The sequence below is a fragment of the Haloarchaeobius marinus genome (genome assembly GCF_051207415.1).
Taxonomy (GTDB): domain Archaea; phylum Halobacteriota; class Halobacteria; order Halobacteriales; family Natrialbaceae; genus Haloarchaeobius.
The window spans coordinates 222,181-241,310 of the sequence record NZ_JBPKGD010000005.1; the positions used below are offsets into that span (position 1 = coordinate 222,181).

Genomic DNA, 19,130 nt, shown 5'->3' on the forward strand with positions numbered 1-19,130 from the left:
TACCCCTGAGTATAAATACCTCTACGCGATGGACCGCCCCGGGACGGTTCGCCGTCAGTCGGACTGCACTTGCTCCCGAATCTGTTCGGGAACGCTCGGGTCCCGGAGCGTCGTCGTGTCGCCCAGGGTCTCGTCGTTCGAGATGTCCTCGAGCAACCGGCGCATTATCTTCCCCGAGCGCGTCTTGGGGAGGTCGGTGACGAAGACGACCGACGAGGGACGGGCGAACTTCCCTATCTCCTCCTCGACGGCCGAGACGATGCGCTCGCGTGCGTCGTCGCTCACCTCCACGCCGTCGCGCAGGACGACGTAGACGTCCGGGACCTCCCCCTTCTCGTCGTGCTGGCGCGCCGCGACGGCGGCCTCGGCGACGTCCTCGACCTCGGCGACGGCCGATTCGAGTTCCATCGTCCCGAGGCGGTGCCCGGCGACGTTCATCACGTCGTCGAGTCGGCCGAGGATGCGGTAGTAGCCGTCACTGCTCTGGACCGCGCCGTCGCCGGCCTTGTAGTTCCAGTCGCGCCAGTCGTCGCTGTCGACGTCGGAGAACTGGCGCCAGTAGGTGTCGATGAACCGTTCGTCGTTGCCGTACACCGTCTGGAGCATGCTCGGCCACGGTCGCTGGATTATCAGGTTGCCCGCCTGTCCGCTCTTCGATTCGACCGGGTCGCCCTCGTCGTCGACGATGGCTGGTTCGATGCCCGGACACGCCTTCCCGGCGCTCCCGGGCTTCATGTCCTCGATGGCGGGCAGGTTCGTGATGAGGTGGCCGCCCGTCTCGGTCTGCCACCACGTGTCGACGATGACGGCGTCCTCGTCGCCGATGTGCTTGTAGTACCAGAGCCACGCCTCCGGCTGGATGGGTTCCCCGACCGTCGTCATGTGCCGGAAGTCGAAGTCGTACTCGTCGGGGTACTCCGGCCCCCACTTCATGAACATCCTGACCGCGGTCGGCGAGGTGTGGAAGATGTCGACGTCGTACTTCTCCGCTATCTCCCAGATGCGACCCTTGTGGGGATGGTCCGGCGTCCCCTCGTACATCACCGAGGTGGTGCCGAGGGCCAGCGGGCCGTAGACGATGTAGCTGTGGCCGGTGATCCAGCCGATGTCGGCCGCACACCAGTACGTGTCCTCGGGTTCGATGTCGAGGACGTACTTCGAGGTGGCGGCGGTGTAGGCGAGGTAGCCGCCCGTCCGGTGCTGGCACCCCTTCGGCTTCCCCGTCGTGCCGGACGTGTACATGAGGAACAGCGGGTCCTCCGCGTCCCGGCTGACGGGTTCGACCCGGTCGCGCCGGTGGTCGGCGAGCAGGTCGTCGACGGACGTGTACGAGTCCGCCACGTCGGCTCGCGGTTCGTCGTGGCGGTTCCAGACGAGCACCTCGGGTTCGTCGTCGAGTTCGGCCATCGCCTCGTCCGTCTTCTCGATGTGGTCGAGGAACTCGCCGCGACGGTAGTAGCCGTCGATGGTGACGACGTAGTCCGAGTCCGCCGAATCGACCCGTTCGGCCAGCGCCGACGCGGAGAACCCGGCGAAGACGACCGAGTGTGGCGCACCGATGCGCGCACACGCTAGCATCGTGATGGGCAGTGCCGGTACCATCGGGAGGTGGACCGTGACGACGTCGTCCTCCTCGACGCCGACGCTCCGTAGCGCCGACGCGAACTCGTTCACCTCACGGTAGAGGTCCTGGTACGTGATGTTCCGCTGCTCTCCGTCCTCGCCCTCCCAGAGGAGCGCGGTCTGGTTCTTGCGCTCGTCGAGGTGGCGGTCGACGCAGTTGTACGACGCGTTGAGTTGCCCGCCGACGAACCACTCGAAGAACGGTGGATTGCTCCCGTCGAAGGTCTCGTCCCACTGTTCGTCCCAGTCGAGCAACTCGGCGTACCTGTCGAATCCCTCGGGGAAGTCCCCGACCTCGTCGTAGATAGCAGGGTCTGTCGCGTTCGCCTGCCCGACGAACTTCGACGGGGGTCGAAAGTACGCCTGCTCGCGAAGTCGTGCTTCGAGATTCCCATCGGTTGCATCCTCGCCTGACATGCTTCAGCACGAGAGAGTATAACAGGCTTATTAATGACCCTCTCTAACTATGATAAACCAGTATAATCCGGCCGCCTGCTGCGGGTTTTTCGTTCGGGCGTCCGGATACGGTGCGTCGAAGGAGATGAAGGCGGCCGTACGTCGGGCGGGAGACTCCGAGGTCACTAGGTACCTAGCCACTGGTGACGGACGTGGAGTCGGGCTACTCGTCGAGGAAGGCGGTGAGGAGTTTCCGCTGCCCCCGGCGGAGGTGGTTGTGCAGGGTCGGGGAGGAGACGCCCAGCGAATCGGCCAGTTCCTCGGCCGTCGAGTCGCGCGGCCAGTCGAAGTAGCCCGCGTGGAACGCCGCCTGCAGGGCGGCGAGTTGCTTCTCGGTCAGCGACTCCGCCAGCGACCGGTGGAACTCGGCGGGACTCGTCACGGAGTCCGCGACCTCGCGCTTGACGACGAGTTCCGTCTCCGGGAACGCCTCGGTCACGGCGGCGACGATCTCCCTGACGTCGGTGTCTGGCACGAACTCACAGACGAGGCGTGCTTCCCCGTCCTCCGCGACGAGCGTCTCGACGGTACCGCCGTGGTCGACGAGTTCGGTCACGAGCGAATCGTCCGAGGCCGTCACCTCCAGCAGCGACGAGTTCTCGTAGTCGGCGACGAGGCGAGCGTCGTCCAGCACCTCGTCGGCGTGGGCGTGGGCGGCCTCCGGGGACGCGCCCTCGACGCTGATGTAGTAGAGCAGGGAGTCGGCGTCGACCGGGACGATGCCCTCCAGGCGGATGGTACAGCCCAGCTTCCGCGAGAGGTCGACGACGAACGAACTGGCGTCGGTGCAACGGAACTCGAGTTCGAGCACCGTATCCGCCAGCAGCAGGCGTTTGCGTTCGGCCGCCGCGATGGCCTCGGCGACGCGTTCCCCCAGGTTGGCGAGCGCCCGCCGTTCGAGCGTCCCCACCTCCGTCGCCTGGGTGGCCAGACAGAGCGCCCCGAAGACGCTCCCGTCGTGGACGAGGGGCGTCCCGACGACCGACCGGGGGTCGACCGTCCCCTCCGTCCGGGGCCGGTCCGCCGGGTCGAGCGGTTCGGACACCACCGACCGGTCCGCGATGACCCTGTCGGCGAGGCCGCGGGTGGGGCCGTCGTCGGCGAACGCTAGCTGTTCGACCGTTCCGTCGTCCGCCCCCGCCCAGACGTGGGGTGCTGCGGTCTCGTTGCCGGCGTCGCTGACCCAGGCACACTCGTAGGCGGTGGACGCTGACAGCGTCTCGCACACGCCCGAGAGCACGGTCTCGCGCGTCGTCGCCTCCGCCAGTGCGCCGCCGATCTCCCGAATCGCCTGCTGGACGCGCTCGAACCGTGCGGTCCGACCGTCGTCGAGCGCCGCGCTCGCCGGTTCCCGGTCGAACGTCACGACGAACAGCAGCGACGCTTCGTCCGGGGCCGGCACGGGCGTAACCGTCGCGTGGCCGTCGACCGGGTCGCCGTCGTCGTCGCGCAGTTGCAGCGGTCCCTCCCAGGCGTCCCCGGCGACGACCGTCTCCCAGACCGCCGCCTGGACGCTGGCATCGCTGATGGTCAGTTCGGCGAACCCCTCGCCGACGACGGCGGACGCGGACCGGCTGGTCGTCGCCTCGTATCGGTCGTTGACGTCGACTATCGTGGCGTTCTGGTCGAAGACGACGACCGGCCGGTCGACGCCGTCCAGCACCCGCTGGACGTCGACCGAACTCCTCGACGCGGCAGGTTCGTCGTCGGTCTCGAAGGCCCTGACGACGTCCTCCGGGGACGGTTGGTCGACGTACTGGCCGAGGCTCGAGAGCTGTGTCCAGCCGCCGACGGCCATCACCACGCCCGGGGGGACGCCACGCTCTACGAGCAGGTCGCGTGCGAAGAAGTGTCGCAGGTCGCTACTGGACACGTTCCGAAGGTGCTCTCGCCCGGTCTCGTCCGCGGCCGCCGCCGCGACGTCGGCGACGAGCATCTGGAGTCGTCGGACGGAGACGTCGAAGAGCTGTTCGGTCGAATCGATGTCGTTCCCGGTGGCGTACCGGTCCAGTTCGCGGCGTAACTCCGCGGGAACGTACGCGTCCCGGTCGTCGTCCCCTGCCGTCACACGCAGGAGGTAGTGCAGGGTCCCGTCGACGACGACCGTGCGGACGTTCCCCGGACTGACAGTCGCGATCTCGAACGGGCGCAACCCGACCTCGCCCGCCAGTCGGACGACGAGTCGCGCCCGGTTCGTGCTCGCCGCCCGCAGGATCGCCTCGTAATCGTCCCGTGCCAACCCCCGTGGCGTCGTTCGCCGTGTGGCCCCCCTCGACATTCTTCGGGTGGTTAGAGCTACCACGAAATAAAACGTTGGAAACGTGTATCACGCTGGTCAATAGCAACCGTCCCGACGAGACCCCCGTGGAACGGGGGATTCGTCGCTCGCTCGACACACGCGTTTCGTCACGTCACAAGAAGACGAAACCGGTCCGTCAGTCGTCCGAGGCCGCCTCTGCACCGACGACGAGTTCTATCTCGCCGACTATCTCCGGGTTCCGCAGGGCGCTCGTGTCGCCGTAGTCCTCGCCGTCGACGATGGCCGCGAGGACTCGGCGCATTATCTTGCCCGAGTGCGTCTTCGGGAGTTCCGTCGTGAAGACGAACCGCTCGGGGCACGCGGACTGTCCGACCGCCTGGACCACGTGGTCCACGATGCGGCCACGGAGTTGCTGGTCGTTCGGCTGGTCGCGCGTCGTGCTGACGTAGGCGACGACGTCGCCCCGCCGGGAGGACTCGACCACCGCCGCCTCCGCCACGCCGTCGACTTCGACGATGGCTCCCTCGACCGACGCGGCACCCACCCAGCCGTCGTCGACGGGCAGGGTGTCGTCGGCGCGCCCGAGCAGGGTCATGTAGCCGTCGGTCTCCTGTATCGCCCGGTCCCCGGTGACGTAGAGCCAGTCGTCGTCGACTGCCTCGGTCGTGAACGACAGCGGCATCCCCGGCCAGGGCTGCGTCACGGCGAGTGAGCCGGGTTCCCTCGGTGGCACCTCCTCGCCCTCGTCGTCGACGACGCTGACTTCGATGCCCGGCAGTGGCGGCCCGGCCGACCCGGGCTTCATCTCGTCCACCCCCGGGAGCGTCGAGACCAGGATGCCGCCCGTCTCGGTCTGCCACCACGTGTCGACGACCGGGCAGGTGCCGTCACCGACGTGGCTCCGGTACCAGTGCCACCCGCTCGGGTTGATGGGTTCGCCGACGGTGCCGAGCAGGCGCAGACTCGAGAGGTCGTGACCCGACGGTCCCGCCGCACCGCGTTTCATGAACGACCGCACGGCGGTCGGAGCCGTGTAGAAGATGTCGACCTCGTGTCGCTCCATCTGCTCCCAGAGTCGGTCGTGGTCTGGCTGGTCCGCCGACCCCTCGTAGAGGAACGTCGTCGTCCCGAGCGCCAGCGGGCCGTACACCATGTAGCTGTGGCCGGTGATCCAGGCGATGTCGGCCGCACACCAGTACGTGTCCTCGGGTTCGATGTCGAGGACGGCGTGGCTCGTCCAGGCGGTGTAGGCGAGGTAGCCGCCCGTCGTGTGGGTCACGCGGGACGGTTCACCCGTCGTGCCCGAGGTGTAGATGACGAACAGCGGGTCCATGCTATCTCTGGGCTCTGGGTCGACGCGCTCGCCCGACCGGGCCTCGAGTAACTCGTGGAAGTCGTGCTGGTCCTCGCTCAGGTGCGTGTCGCCGAAGCGCCGCACGACCACCGTCGTCACGTCGTGGTCGACTCGCAACCGGGCGTTGTCGGCTTTGTTCTTCTGGTTCACCGCGCTTCCGCCGCGGTAGTAGCTGTCGCACGTCACCAGCACCGCCGAATCGGTCCGCTGGATTCGCTCGGCCAGCTCGGCCGCGGAGTAGCCCGAGAAGACCACGTTGTGCAACGCCCCGAGTCGCGCACAGGCGAGCATGGTCACGGGGAGCGCCGGCATCACCGGCATGTAGAGCGTGACGACGTCGCCCGGTTCGACGCCGACGTCGCGCAACGCGGCGGCTGTCTCGTTCACCTCCTTCGAGAGCGTCGCGTAGGTGAGTCGCCTCGTCTCGCCGGTTCGACCGACCCACTCGATGGCGACTTCGTCGCCGCGACCCGCCTCCACGTGGCGGTCGACGCAGTTGTACGACGCGTTGAGTACGCCGCCGTCGAACCAGCGGAGCCCCGAATCACCTCGCTCCAGGACGCTATCGTACGAGTCGTCCCAGGAGAGGAGGTCTGCCGCCCGTCGCCAGCAGTCGGGCCAGTCCTCGGCGAACGACTCGCGGACCCTCCGGTCCGCGACGTTCGCCTGGTCCACGAACCACGACGGGGGCGGTATCCGTTCGGTGCTTCGCAGGCTGGATATCGGTAGCTGTTCCTCCGGTTCGTTCGCCACTTGTACGAATCCCCAATACGCTCACGGAGGTGGTAAAAGGTTTGGTCGGGGCGATTCGCCCGCCGGTCAGGCCAATCCGATCTGTTCGGAGTACGCGCCGTACTCGGATTCGAACACCGTCATTATCTCGCCCATCGTCGCGTACTCCTTGACCGCGTCGACGATGTACGGCATCACGTTCTCGTCGGACTCGATGGCGGACTGGAGGGAAGAGAGCGACGCCTCGACCGCCTCGTCGTCGCGTTCCTCCTTCACTCTAGCGAGGCGGTCGAGCTGGCGCTCCTGGGCCGCCTCGTCCACCCGGAGTATCTCGGGCTCGGTGTCCTCGGCGATGGTGTACTCGTTGACGCCGACGACGACCTCCTCGCCGTCCTCGACGCGCTCCTGGTACTCGTAGGAGGCCTCCTGAATCTCCCGCAGGAAGAAGCCGTCCTCGATGCCCTGCAGGACGCCGTCGCGGACCGAGCCGTCGCCCAGCTCCCGTATCTCGTCGATGTAGGCCATCGCCTCCGCTTCGACCTGGTCGGTCAGGGCCTCGATGGCGTAGCTCCCGCCCATCGGGTCGACGATGTCTGCCGCGCCGGACTCCTCGGCGATTATCTGCTGGGTACGGAGCGCGACCCGGACGGCGCGCTCGGAGGGGAGCGCGAGCGCCTCGTCGAAGCTGTTCGTGTGCAGGGACTGCGTGCCGCCCATGACGCCCGCGAGCGCCTGGATGGTCACCCGGACGACGTTGTTGAGCGGTTGCTGGGCCGTCAGCGACTGGCCGGCCGTCTGGGTGTGGAACTTCAGGCGCTTCGATTCCGCCTTCTCGGCGTCGTACCACCCGTCCATCACGCGGGCATAGATGCGACGGGCGGCGCGGAACTTCGCCACCTCCTCGAAGATGGAGTTGTGCGAGTTGAAGAAGAACGAGAGCCGGGGGGCGAACTCGTCGACGTCGAGTCCGCGGTCCATCGCGTCCTCGACGTAGGCGAACCCGTCGGCCAGCGTGAACGCGAGTTCCTGGACGGCCGTCGACCCGGCCTCGCGGATGTGGTAGCCGGAGATGGAGACGGGGTGGAACTTCGGCGTCACCTCCGTCGCGTACTCGACGGTGTCGGTGACGACGTCGAGGGAGGGTTCCGGCGGAACGACCCACTCCTTCTGGGCGATGAACTCCTTGAGCATGTCGTTCTGGAGGGTCCCCCGGAGTTCCTCGCGGGGGACGCCCTGCTGGTCAGCCAGCGCGATGTACATGGCGTAGATGACCGGCGCGGAGGGGTTGATGGTGAACGACGTGGACACCTCCCCGAGGTCGATGCCGTCGAAAAGTATCTCCATGTCGCGCAGCGTGTCGACGGCGACGCCCTCCTTCCCGACCTCGCCGTCCGACAGCGGGTCGTCGGAGTCCTTGCCCATCAGACTCGGCATGTCGAACGCGGTCGACAGGCCGGTCTGGCCCTCGTCGATGAGGTAGTGGAACCGTTCGTTCGTCTCCTCTGCGGTTCCGAAGCCGGCGAACTGCCGCATCGTCCAGGTCCGGCCGCGGTACATCGTCGGGTACGGTCCACGGGTGTAGGGTTCCTCCCCGGGGAAGCCGAGGTCGGCCTCGTAGTCGAGGTCAGCGACGTCCTCGGGCGTGTAGAGGCGGTCGACCTCCATGTTCGAGACGGTGGCGAACCGGTCCTTGCGCTCGCCGAACCGGTCGAGTACGGGTTCGAGCGTCTCCGATTCCCACTCCTCGCGCGACTCGCGGAGGTCCGCGAGGTCGTCGTCGTCGTACATGGGAGTAATCTTTGCCGGACCGGGCAATAATGGTTCGGTACCCGGCGTCGGTGGTCAGTAGTGTCCCATCACGCCCTCGCGTCGCGCCCACCGCTGGCAGTAGGTGAACGCGGCGTACCCGAGTGCGAGGTAGCCGATGGCGGTGACGACGAGCACCGCGAGTTCGTCGCCGGGGAGCTGCCAGAGGGGAACGCCGTCCTGCATCGCCGTCCGGAGCAACTGGCTGCCCTGGGCCAGCGGGAGCCACCGGAGGAACGGGTACTGGTCGACCGGGGCGGCGATGAGACCGACGAACGCGAACTGGGCCAGCTGGAAGGCGTTCTCGACGCGTTTGAACCGGATGGCGAGTCCGCCGAAGGCGAACCCGATGCCGACGGCGGGCGCGAGCGCGAGGGCCCCGAGCGGGAGCAGCGTCAGAGGGTCGAGTGCGAGCGTACGGCCGGTGACGACGAGCATGAACCCGAGCGTCGCGACGCCCCAGAGGAACGCCTCGAGGAGGTTCACGACGGTCTTCGCCAGCATCACCCGTCCGAACCCGAACGGGGACATGAACAGCTGTTCGAGGGTGCCCCACTGGGCCTCTCGCGTCACGTTCCACGAGAGCCCAGAGTACGCCGTGAGGGACATGCTCCACAGGAGGTAGCCGACGATGATGCCCCCGATTGTGTCGGACATCGCTGCCGGCGCGACGGCGTTGCCGCCGTAGAACAGCACCAGGAACACGAGGAACACCGTTCCGAGTTGCGAGAGGGTGTTCACGGGGTACCGGACGAGCAGGACGAACCGCTTCCGTGCGGACGCCCGGAAGAACCCGAGGTACCCGCGCAGACCCGTGTCGACTGCCGGTGTGCTCATCGGTCCTCCTCCCCCGTCGCCTGACCGGTCACCTCGAGGAAGACCTCCTCGAGGTCGGGGTCGAGTCCGTCGACGTCGACGAGTCCCAGTCCGGCGTCCCGGAGCACGTCGAGGACGTCGTACAGCGCGTCGCCGTCGGCGAGCGTCACGTCGAACCGGGTCCGACTCCCCGCCTCGGTCCAGCCGTCGGCGCCGAACTCCCGGTCGAGCAGTCGCCGGGTCTCGTCGGTGACGGTGCCCTCGACGGCCACCCGGTACGCCTGGGTCTCGAAGACGCGAACGAGGTCCTCGATGGGGTCGTCGGCGATGACCGACCCCTCCGAGAGGATGACCACCCGGTCGCAGACGTCCTCGACGACGTCCATGTCGTGACTCGAGAGGACGACCGTGATGGCTTCCTCCTCGGCGAGTCTGCGCAGTTCCCGCCGGAGTTCCAGCGACGCCTCGACGTCGAGGCCGAGCGTCGGTTCGTCGAGGAAGACGACGTCGGTTCCACGGGCGAGCGTACAGGCCAGCGACACCTTCTGCTTCTGTCCCCGGGAGAGGTCGTTGACCGACTCGTCGGCCTTCTCCGTGAGGTCGAAGGCGTCGAGCAACTCGTCGTGGCGCTCGCGGGTCCCGGCGACCGATTGCCCACCGAGTGCGGCGAAGAACTCGAGGTTCTCGCGGACCGTCAGCTTCCAGTAGACGTTCCGTACGCCCTCCAGCATGGCACCGACGTGGCGGTACACCTGCCTCGGGTTCTCGTGTGCGTCCACGCCGGCTATCTCGACCGTCCCGGCGTCGGGCACGACCAGTCCGAGGAGCGACTTGATGGTCGTCGTCTTGCCGGCCCCGTTCGGCCCGAGGACGCCGACCGCCGTCCCCGGTTCGATGGCGAGGTCGACGTCGTCGACCGCCCTGACGGCGTCGTCGCCGTCACCGTAGACCTTCGTGAGTCCGTCGACGGCGATTGCGGGGCCTGGAGTGGCATCGGTGGGAGGGCTCTCCTCGCGCTCGGAGTCGAGTTGCGCGTTCGCGCTCATGGTCCGGCGTTGTGCCACCGCGATGTTAACCGTTATCAGAAGCCGCTTTCAGTAATTTAAGTTACACTTTGTACCGGGCGGCCGTCACTGGAGTCGCTTCGTCGTCTCCACCAGCGGGTGTCGGGCGTAGTCGACCACCTGGACGTCGTCCAGCGACTCCAGCCCTTCGTTCGCGGCGGTCTTGGCCATCCCGAGGTCGATTGGCTCCTCGACCACGATGACGTAGGCGTCCATCTCCTCGATGCCGATGCTGTCGGCCGCCATCACCCGGTGGTGGCCGTCGGCGAGCAGCAGGGTCCCGCCGTTGTCGATGACGACGAGCGGTTCCGCGAGGCCGTGTTCCAGTTCGTAGCGTCGTCCCTCGAGTTCGTCCGCGTACACCTTCTTCTGGGTCGGGATGAGGTCGGCGAGCGGGACCGTCCGGCGCTCCTGGTCGAGCTGGACGCCGTGGATGTTCTCCAGGGTGCGACGGAGTTTGCCCACCTTCTCCGGCGTCGCGCGCTCTATCTGGCTCCGGATGACGTCCGCGTTGGAGATGATGCCGACGAGGTTGCCCGCGTCGTCGACGACCGGAAGCTTCTGGATGCCCGACCGCAGGATGACGCGGGCGGCGTCGGTCACCTTCATCTCGGGGTGGGCGACGATGAGGTCCGTCGTCATCACCTTGAATATCGGCGCTCCCTCGTCCGCGAGCAACAGGTCACGCGCACTGACGAACCCTTCGACTTTGCGCCGGTCACAGACGGGGAACCCGCTGTGCTCGTCGCTCTCGGCGATCCGTTTCGCGACCTCGCCGACCGTCTCGTCCGGGGACACCGTCACGACCTCCTGGGTCATGTAGTCCCGTACGCGCGGTTTGCCGCGGTCGCTCGACTCCTCGTCCATGTTCTGCGATACCCGTCGCGCGGGGAAAAATGTGCGTTCTCGCCTCCGTTCGAACGCGAGGCGCGTGGTGACTCACTCCTCGGCGTCGGTGCCGCCGTCGAAGCCGAACTCGGGTTGCTCGGTGGGTCCCCGACCGGGCGACGTCGCCCGCTTGCGGGGCCGTTCGTACCAGGCGTCGAAGAAGCGGTCGGTGATGATGTCGTGTATCACATCGTCTCGCTCGTCGTCGTCTTCGAACTCCCCGAACGCCTGCGTCATCGGTATCTGGGCGCCAGCCATGTCGGCGTGGCCACCGGCGCTTCCGATCTGGGCGAACGCCGCCCGGAGCGTCTCCCCGAGGTCGACGTCGGTCCCCCGGGCCCGTGCCGAGACGTACACCACGTCGTCCATGAAGCCGTAGACGAGGGTCGACGTGATGCCGTCCATCGTCAGCAACTTGTCGGCGGCCTGTGGCAGTGCGTCGCGGTCCCGGACGGTGCCCGCACCGCTGACGAGGACGGAGCCGCGTACGTCCCGGTTCCCGATGGCCTCTGCGAGGGTGTCCATCGTGTCGCCGCTGATGCTCGGCGACTCGATGCGGTCGAGCACCGCCTCGTCGACGGACGGCAACAGCGTCGCGGCCGCCTCGAAGTCGAGTCGGGAGATCTCGCGCCTGAACTCCTGGGTGTCGATCTGAATCCCGTAGAGGAGCGCCGTCGCGGTCCGTTCGTCCAGCGGAACGCCCAGACGCTCGAAGTGGTCCGTCAGGAGCGTACTCGTCGCCCCGACGTCGTACCGGAGGTCCTGATAGCGACCCCGGACCGGCCCGCGAGGCGGGTGGTGGTCGATGACCACGTCGACGTGGACGTCCTCCGGCAACTGGTCGTTCACGCCGGGTCGGGCGTGGTCGACGAGCGCGAACCCGTCGAACTCGTCGAGGTCGTCCGTTCCGGCGAGGATGCGCAGGTCGAGGTCGAGCAGGTTCACCATGGCGCGGTTCTCCTGGTGCGATATCTCCCCGTAGTAACACGCCTGCGCCTCGGTCCCGACCGACTCGGCCAGACGGACGAGCGCCACGGCGCTCGCGATGGCGTCGGGGTCGGGATTGTCGTGCATCACCACCGCGAGTCTCCCGTCCACGCGTTGCAGCACCCGACGGAGTTCCAGCGAGTCCTCGGCCCGACGACCCGAGACGTGGTCGAGGACGGTGGACGCGACGCTCCCGGTCGGGTCGACGACGCGGTCCGCGATGGCCGCGATGGCCTCGCGGTCCGACGGCGTCGCGTCCAGGCCAGTGTAGACCAGCAGGAACGCGTCCGGCCAGCGCTCGCGGGCGACCGTCGCTACACGTCGGTTCTGCTCGTGGTCGTCGCTCGCGACGACCACGACGTCGACGTCGTCTGGCGACGCGAGGGTCGGTGGGTCGGCCGGGTCGCCGACCGAGGCGTCGATGCCCTCCTCCCTGAGCGCGGTGACGCGCCCCTCGTCGGTGCAGATGGCGCGGACGCGTCCGGACGAGTTCCCGACCGTCTCCAGCAGGCGCTGGCCGATGGTCCCGCACCCGAGAACCAGCCGAGACACCATATCCGGCGTTTCCTCTGCGGACGGTAAAACCTACCGACACCACGTGACGGCGGAGAGACAGGTGCGGCCTACAGCAGGGCCGCAGCCGCCTCGATGGCCGCGTCGTAGACCGGGCCGAAGAAGCCGTAGGTGACCGTCGTCATGACGGCCGCGAACACGACGGCGGCGTAGAGACCGACCGGCCTGCTGGAGACCTCCAGCGGCCGGACGTGCTCCGGACGGTCGTCGAACCACAGCGCCTTGACCAGTCGGGAGTAGTAGTAGAGACTCACCGTGCTGTTGACGACCGCGATGGCCGCCAGCCAGATGAACCCGCTGTTGACGGTCGCACCGAACAGCAGGTACTTGCTGAGGAAGCCACCGAACGGTGGCAGGCCGGCGAGCGAGAACATGAACACCGTCATCGCGACGGAGGCGACGGGCGCCTCGCGTCCGAGTCCGGTGTAGTCGTCGAACGTCCGACCGACGTCCCAGTACTCCGCCAGCGCGATGAACAGGAACGCCCCTGTGTTCATGAACCCGTAGACGAACAGGTGCATCATCCCACCGGCGAGGACGAACTGTCCAGCCGCTATCTTCGCGCCGACGTCTGCGCCGCCCGAGAGCGCGGCGAGCGCCATCAGGACGTAGCCCGCGTGCCCGATGGACGAGTACGCGAGCATGCGCTTGACCTTCTCCTGGGTGAGCGCGGCGAAGTTACCGAGCGTCATCGTCACGACCGCGAGTATCTGGAAGACGAGCACCCAGTCGGCCCCGAGGACGAGGAACTGCCCAGCGTCCACCGAGACCTGCAGGAACGCTTCCGTGAACACGCGGAACGCGATGACGAACCCGGCGGCCTTCGACGCCGACGACAGGAAGGCGCTGATGGGTGCGGGTGCGCCCTCGTACGCCTCCGGCGCCCAGAAGTGGAACGGGACGGAGGCGGTCTTGAACGCGATGCCGCCGATGACCATCACGACGCCCATGCCGAGCAGTCCCGTGAAGTCCCCGGTGATGCCCTGCTGGACGGCGGTCAACTGCAGCGACCCGGTCGCGGCGTACACCAGGCTGATGCCGTAGGCGAACACCGCACTCGACAGCGCGCCGATGAGGAAGTACTTCAGTCCCGCCTCGACGCTCCCGCGGTTCTTCTTGAGGAACGCGACGAGCGCGTACGACGGGAGCGAGGCGAGTTCGAGGCTGACGAACACCGTCGCCAGCGAGTTGGCCGACGCCATCAGCGTCATACCCGTCGCCGCCAGCAGGACCAGGGCGTAGTACTCGGCCTGGTAGCTGTGGTCGACGAGGTAGTTGTAGCTCGCGAGCGTGACCATGGCGGTCACGCTGGCGACGATGACGGCGAACAGCAGGCTCATCCCGTCGACGACGAGTGCGTCGCCGAACGGGTTGACCGGGTCGGTCCCCTGCGTGAACAGGAACGCCGCGGCCGTCGCGAGCGCCGCGACCGAACCGGCGGTCGCGAGGCCAGCGACGAGACGGCGGTTCGTCGAGTCGGGGTCGACCGCCAGCGCGATGGCGAACATCGCGAGCAGCGTGAAGCTGACGAACGACCAGCCCAGCGGACCGAGTCCGAACACGCCGGGGAAGAGTATCGCGACCGGAGCCACGGCCAGCGACCCGAGCAGGGTCAGTCCGGCGATGGCGCCCCGTGCGGAGCGACCGATGCTGTCCGCGTAGAGCACGAGCAGGGCCGTGAGACCCAGCAGGAACGTCGGTGCCAGCGACAGCCACGTCGTGTCCGCCATCAGGCACCACCTCCGACGAGGTCGGCGACCGGCCCACTGGCGTCACGGATCATCTCGAAGAAGATGTCGGGCTGGGTGCCGAGTGCGATTATCATCACGAGCAGGACTGCGAGCGGTGCGATGTCGTGCAGCGGTGCCCGCCCGACCTCGTAGTCGGTCTCCAGGCGGAACTGCCCGAACAGCGTGCGCTGCATCGCAAAGAGCAGGTAGCCCGCGACGATGACGATACCGAACATCGCGACTCCGGTGAATATCGGCATCATGTCGTAGTTCGGGACGTTCAGTGCGCCGGCCTGGAACGCGCCGAGGAACACGTAGAACTCGGCTGCGAACCCGGACATCAGCGGCAGGCCCATGTAGCCGAACGCGCCGGCGAGGAAGATGCCGACGGTGTACGGCATCTTCTCGGCCATGCCGGACATGTCCGTGACCATGCGCGTGTGCGTCGTGTTGTAGATGACGCCGACCGCCATGAACATCAGCCCCGAGATGAGGCCGTGAGATATCATCTGGAACGTCGCACCGCCGATGCCGTACAGCGTGTAGGCGATGAGTCCGAGGATGACGTACCCCATCGACGAGACGGACGAGTACGCGACGATGCGCTTGAGGTCGCTCTGTGCGAGCGCGAGCATCGCCCCGTAGATGATGGAGACGAGTGCGAACGCCGCGATGATGGGCATGTTCGCCTGGGCGACGTCCGGCAGCATCGTGAAGTTGAACCGGAGCAGTGCGTAGGTCCCCATCTTCAGCAGGACGCCGGCCAGGAGCACCGACACGGGCGTCGGTGCCTCGACGTGGGCGTCCGGCAGCCAGGTGTGGAACGGGACGACCGGGACCTTCACCGCGAACCCGGCGAACATCGCGACGAACGCCGCCAGCTTCACCGTCGACGGGTCGATGAACCCGAACGCGTCGGGCGTGGCGCCGTCGACGACGAGTGCCTGGGCGACCTCCGGCATCGAGAACGTCGACACCGCGTCGCCGAGGCCGAACACGAGCGCCGCGTAGCCCAGGAACATCACCAGCGAGGCGATGTTCGTGTAGACGAACATCTTGATGGCCGCGTACTTCCGGCGCGGACCGCCCCAGATGCCGATGAGGAAGTACATCGGGACGAGGACGGCCTCCCAGAAGACGAACCAGACGAAGAAGTCGAGCGCGGTGAACACGCCGAGCAGTCCTGCCTCGAGGAACAGCACCAGTGCGTAGAACTGGGACTGGCGGTCGTCGATCGGCGTCCACGCGCTGACGAGTGCGAGCGTCGTCAGGACGCTCGTCAGGACGACGAGCGGCATGCTGATGCCGTCGACGCCGACGAACCACTGGATGTCCGGGAGCGGACCGACGCCGATCCAGGTCTCCCGGCTCATGAACACGACGTCACCGCCGAGTAGTGCGTTCCCCGTGCCGTCGAAGGAGGCCCACATGACGAGGCTGCCGGCGAGGGGGAGCAGGCTCCACGCCGTCGCCAGCTTCGCCGCGTAGCGGTCGGAGCCGGCCATGACGACGAACGATCCGACCAGCGTGACTGCGATGAGCGCCTCTATAGTTCCGTTTATCATGCGAACCACCCCCCTGTGAAGCCGACGATGAGCAGCAACGCGACGAGGCCGAGTGCGAGCAACGCGGCGTAGTTCGTCACGACGCCCGTCTGGATGCGCTTGACGTACGAGCCGCCGGTGATGCTCGACCGGGAGACGCCGTTGACGACGCCGTCGATGACGCCCATGTCGAACTTGTTGGCGGCCTTCGCAAGCGGATAGGTGAGGCCCGTCGCGAGCCACACCTGGTACTCGTCCTGGTAGTAGTTGTTGTACCAGAGCGTCTTGACCGGACCGAGCCTGTCAGTGTGCTCGGTCGGACTCGGGCCCCGGTACAGTGCCACTGCCGCGCCGACGCCCAGCAGTGCGACGACCAGCGAGATGCCGGCCGCGACGATCGCCGGGATGGGCGCACTGCCGTGACCGAACTGTGCGCCGTAGTCGGCGAAGATGAGACCCTCCTCGCCGGTGTAGTGGTGGGCGGTGAGCGCGTGGAACGGCTCGGCCGCGTTCTCACCGGCATCGAGGTAGTGGTGGAGTTCTTCGATTCCCAGCGGGACCGCGTTGACGAAGCCAGCCACGGTCGCCAGGACGCCCAGCACGACCAGCGGGGCCTTCACGTTCCACCGGACGCCGTGCGGGTCGCGGGCGGTGTCGGTCCGGGGTTCACCGTGGAAGGTCAGGAAGACCATCCGGAAGGTGTAGAACCCGGTGAACAGCACCGCGAGCATCCCCATGCCGTACGCGACGAGCATGAGCGTTCCCTGGATACCGGCCGTGTTGGCGGCGTGTTCGAGGGTGATGAACAGCGCCTCGTCCTTCGACCAGAAGCCAGCGAACGGGAAGATGCCCGCGAGCGCGAGCGACCCGGCGAGGAACGTGGCGTAGGTCACGGGCATCTTGTCCTTCAGTCCACCCATGTCCCACATGTCCTCGTTGTGGTGCATCGCGATGATGACCGACCCCGCACCGAGGAACAGCAGCGCCTTGAAGAAGGCGTGGGTCATCAGGTGGAAGGTCGCTGCGACGTAGCCGCCACCGCCCAGCGCCAGCATCATGTAGCCGTACTGGGAGATGGTCGAGTACGCGAGCACCTGCTTTATCTCTCGCTTGACGACGCCCATCGTGGCGGCGAACAGCGCGGTGAACCCGCCGGTGAGCGCGATGAGCGCGAGCACCGTCGGGAGCAGCGCGTAGAAGCCGTACATCCGGGCGACGAGGTAGACGCCGGCCGCCACCATCGTCGCCGCGTGGATGAGCGCCGAGACCGGGGTCGGACCTTCCATTGCGTCGGGCAGCCACGTGTGCAGCGGGAACTGCGCGGACTTGCCGATGACGCCACCGAGGACGAGCAGTCCGAGCACCGGGAACCACGCCTCGGGACCCATCCCGAGGAACGTGTTCAGTTCGCCCGCCGAGCCCTGCAGCGCCTGCTCGGCGAGGACGGGGAACGACTCCTGGCCCTCGACGCCGACGAATCGGCTCGTCCCGAACGTCGCGACGATGCCGACGACGCCGATGAGGAAGAAGTAGTCACCGAAGCGGGTGACGAGGAACGCCTTCTTCGCCGCGGACGGCGGCCCGTCCTGGCGGAACCAGAAGCCGATGAGCAGGTACGAACACAGACCCACCAGCTCGAAGAACATGAACGCCATGAGGAGGTTGTCCGCCATGACGAACGCGAGCATCGAGAAGGTGAACAGTCCGAGTTCGGAGTAGTAGCGCGGAAGCCCGGTCTCTCCCTCGTCGTTCATGTAGCCGAGGCTGAACACGTGGACGAGGAACGCGATGAGCGAGACGATGACGAGCATCAGCGCCGACAGCGGGTCGATGAGGATGCCGAAGTGAAGCGGCACCTCCTCGGCGGCCGACCAGGTGAAGAGGTCAGCCTGGTAGGCCGACCCGCCGAAGACGGTCACCATCGCGAACAGCGAGAGCACCAGCGACGCGCCCGTCGCGAGGATTCCGCCGAGTGCGCCCTTCTTCGGCATGTAGTTACCGAGTGCGAGCGCGACCAGGAAGGACGCGAACGGGAGCGCTACGATAGCCGGCGCGAGTTCGAATGCGAGTTCTCCTGCCATCGTCACCACCTCATCGTCGTGGCGTCAGCCACGTCTACGTCTTCGAAGTTGCGGTACAGTACGAGGATGATCCCGATACCGACGGCGACCTCTGCGGCGGCCAGCGCCATCGTGAACAGCGCGAACGTCTGGCCGGTGAGGTTGCCCCAGTACTGGCTGAACGCGACCAGGTTGATGTTGGCCGCGTTGAGCATCAGTTCGACCGACATCAGGAACATCAGCGCGTTCCGGCGCGTGAGGATGCCGAAGAGGCCGGCACAGAAGACGGCCCCCGACAGGAGGAGGTAGTACATCGTGTCGACCGCCATCAGTCGTCACCTCCGTCCTCGATGCCGCCGTCCGCGGCGACCCCGCCGGCGGTGTCGTCGGTGTCGCGCAGGCCGAGTGCGGTGACGACCTCGCCGCCTTCTTCGCGGCGAGCGAGCATCACTGCCCCCACGATCGCCCCGACGAGCACCAGGTCGATTATCTCGAACGCGACGAGGAACGTCTCGCCGGGCGCCGAGCGCTGTTCACTGTCGATCGCGAACATCAGGTAGCCGAGGTTCTCCGTGATGGTGGTCCGGGAGACGGCGAAGACCTGGTCGGCCTGCCCGTCGCCGTTCGAGTCCACCTCGACGAAGTCGACGTTCGCGTCGGGACTGTCCGCAACCGAGACGTTCGCCGCCTCGGCACCCCCTGCGTCGACCGCGAGGGCGTAGGTCTGCCCGCCGACGGTCTTCGTCTCGTACGTGCCGGTGAGGTTCCCGGACTGGAGCGATTCGTTCTGTATCGTCGTCGCCTCGTTGAAGCCCGCCGGGTCTCCCAGCGGGGCGTTGACGAACGTCACCACCATGATGACGAACAGGGCGACTGCGACGATGCCCGGCAGGAGATGCCTGCCGAATCGTAGTTTCGGACGTGTTGTCATGCCTGTACCACCTCCGTGCCGTCGTCTTCGCGAATCAGCATCACGGCGAACGTGATCAGGATGAGTACCCCGCCGACGTAGACCAGTATCTGCATTGCGGCGAGGAACTCGGCCTGTTGCATCACGTAGTGCACCGCGACGCTGAGCAGGGCGACGCCCAGGAGGAGTGCGGAGTGCCACACGTCCTCTACGAGGACGACGCCGACGCTGCTTGCCACCGTGACGATGGCGAAGAGCGCGAAGGCGACGAGTTCTGCGAGTGCCATTGTTTTGGGTTCTCCTGTCGCTGTATGTTGAAGATTTCGA

Annotated in this window: 14 protein-coding genes; all 14 read right to left on the reverse strand. The window is 67.0% G+C overall.

Going from position 1 to position 19,130, the window contains the following annotated elements; all coding sequences use genetic code 11:
* Positions 1–54 precede the first annotated feature (54 nt).
* The 14 genes from acs to ACSC1W_RS17675 all read right to left on the reverse strand — a co-directional run bounded on the left by acs (position 55) and on the right by ACSC1W_RS17675 (position 19,090).
* On the reverse strand, positions 55–2,040 hold the full coding sequence (acs, locus tag ACSC1W_RS17610) for an acetate--CoA ligase (protein ID WP_435348952.1): 1,986 nt from the start codon (positions 2,038–2,040) through the stop codon (positions 55–57).
* Positions 2,041–2,242: 202 nt separating this feature from the next.
* Positions 2,243–4,357 carry a bacterio-opsin activator domain-containing protein gene (locus ACSC1W_RS17615; protein WP_435348953.1) on the reverse strand — a complete coding sequence of 705 codons (2,115 nt, stop codon included), beginning with the start codon at positions 4,355–4,357 and terminating at the stop codon, positions 2,243–2,245.
* 157 nt (positions 4,358–4,514) lie between these two features.
* Entirely contained in the window at positions 4,515–6,416 is a 1,902-nt protein-coding gene (locus ACSC1W_RS17620; RefSeq protein WP_435349089.1) for an acetate--CoA ligase, read from the reverse strand.
* A gap of 96 nt (positions 6,417–6,512) precedes the next feature.
* On the reverse strand, positions 6,513–8,213 hold the full coding sequence (locus ACSC1W_RS17625) for an acyl-CoA mutase large subunit family protein (RefSeq protein ID WP_435348954.1): 1,701 nt from the start codon (positions 8,211–8,213) through the stop codon (positions 6,513–6,515).
* 54 nt (positions 8,214–8,267) lie between these two features.
* The gene (locus ACSC1W_RS17630) at positions 8,268–9,068 is read right to left on the reverse strand and encodes an ABC transporter permease (protein WP_435348955.1); all 801 of its coding nucleotides are present in this window, start codon (positions 9,066–9,068) and stop codon (positions 8,268–8,270) included.
* Positions 9,065–10,093, reverse strand: coding sequence for an ABC transporter ATP-binding protein (locus tag ACSC1W_RS17635; protein ID WP_435348956.1), 1,029 nt, complete (start codon positions 10,091–10,093; stop codon positions 9,065–9,067). The genes ACSC1W_RS17630 and ACSC1W_RS17635 overlap by 4 nt, the downstream gene beginning before the upstream one ends.
* A gap of 84 nt (positions 10,094–10,177) precedes the next feature.
* Positions 10,178–10,978 (reverse strand): CBS pair associated ParBc domain-containing protein, encoded by an 801-nt coding sequence (locus ACSC1W_RS17640; protein WP_435348957.1) that lies wholly within the window; start codon positions 10,976–10,978, stop codon positions 10,178–10,180.
* 72 nt (positions 10,979–11,050) lie between these two features.
* Positions 11,051–12,541 (reverse strand): DHH family phosphoesterase, encoded by a 1,491-nt coding sequence (locus ACSC1W_RS17645; RefSeq protein WP_435348958.1) that lies wholly within the window; start codon positions 12,539–12,541, stop codon positions 11,051–11,053.
* A 68-nt stretch (positions 12,542–12,609) separates the two neighbouring features.
* Positions 12,610–14,289: an NADH-quinone oxidoreductase subunit N gene (locus tag ACSC1W_RS17650; protein WP_435348959.1), complete on the reverse strand. Its 1,680-nt coding sequence runs from the start codon at positions 14,287–14,289 to the stop codon at positions 12,610–12,612.
* The gene (locus ACSC1W_RS17655; protein WP_435348960.1) at positions 14,289–15,854 is read right to left on the reverse strand and encodes a complex I subunit 4 family protein; all 1,566 of its coding nucleotides are present in this window, start codon (positions 15,852–15,854) and stop codon (positions 14,289–14,291) included. The genes ACSC1W_RS17650 and ACSC1W_RS17655 overlap by 1 nt, the downstream gene beginning before the upstream one ends.
* Positions 15,851–17,914, reverse strand: a complete 2,064-nt coding sequence (gene nuoL, locus ACSC1W_RS17660; protein ID WP_435348961.1) for an NADH-quinone oxidoreductase subunit L — start codon at positions 17,912–17,914, stop codon at positions 15,851–15,853. Before nuoL ends, ACSC1W_RS17655 begins: the two co-directional genes overlap by 4 nt.
* Before the next feature lie 2 nt (positions 17,915–17,916).
* Positions 17,917–18,222: an NADH-quinone oxidoreductase subunit NuoK gene (nuoK, locus tag ACSC1W_RS17665; protein WP_435348962.1), complete on the reverse strand. Its 306-nt coding sequence runs from the start codon at positions 18,220–18,222 to the stop codon at positions 17,917–17,919.
* Positions 18,222–18,824, reverse strand: a complete 603-nt coding sequence (locus tag ACSC1W_RS17670; RefSeq protein ID WP_435348963.1) for a hypothetical protein — start codon at positions 18,822–18,824, stop codon at positions 18,222–18,224. The genes nuoK and ACSC1W_RS17670 overlap by 1 nt, the downstream gene beginning before the upstream one ends.
* Positions 18,821–19,090 carry an NADH-quinone oxidoreductase subunit J gene (locus ACSC1W_RS17675; RefSeq protein WP_435348964.1) on the reverse strand — a complete coding sequence of 90 codons (270 nt, stop codon included), beginning with the start codon at positions 19,088–19,090 and terminating at the stop codon, positions 18,821–18,823. Before ACSC1W_RS17675 ends, ACSC1W_RS17670 begins: the two co-directional genes overlap by 4 nt.
* Between the last annotated feature and the right edge of the window lie 40 nt (positions 19,091–19,130).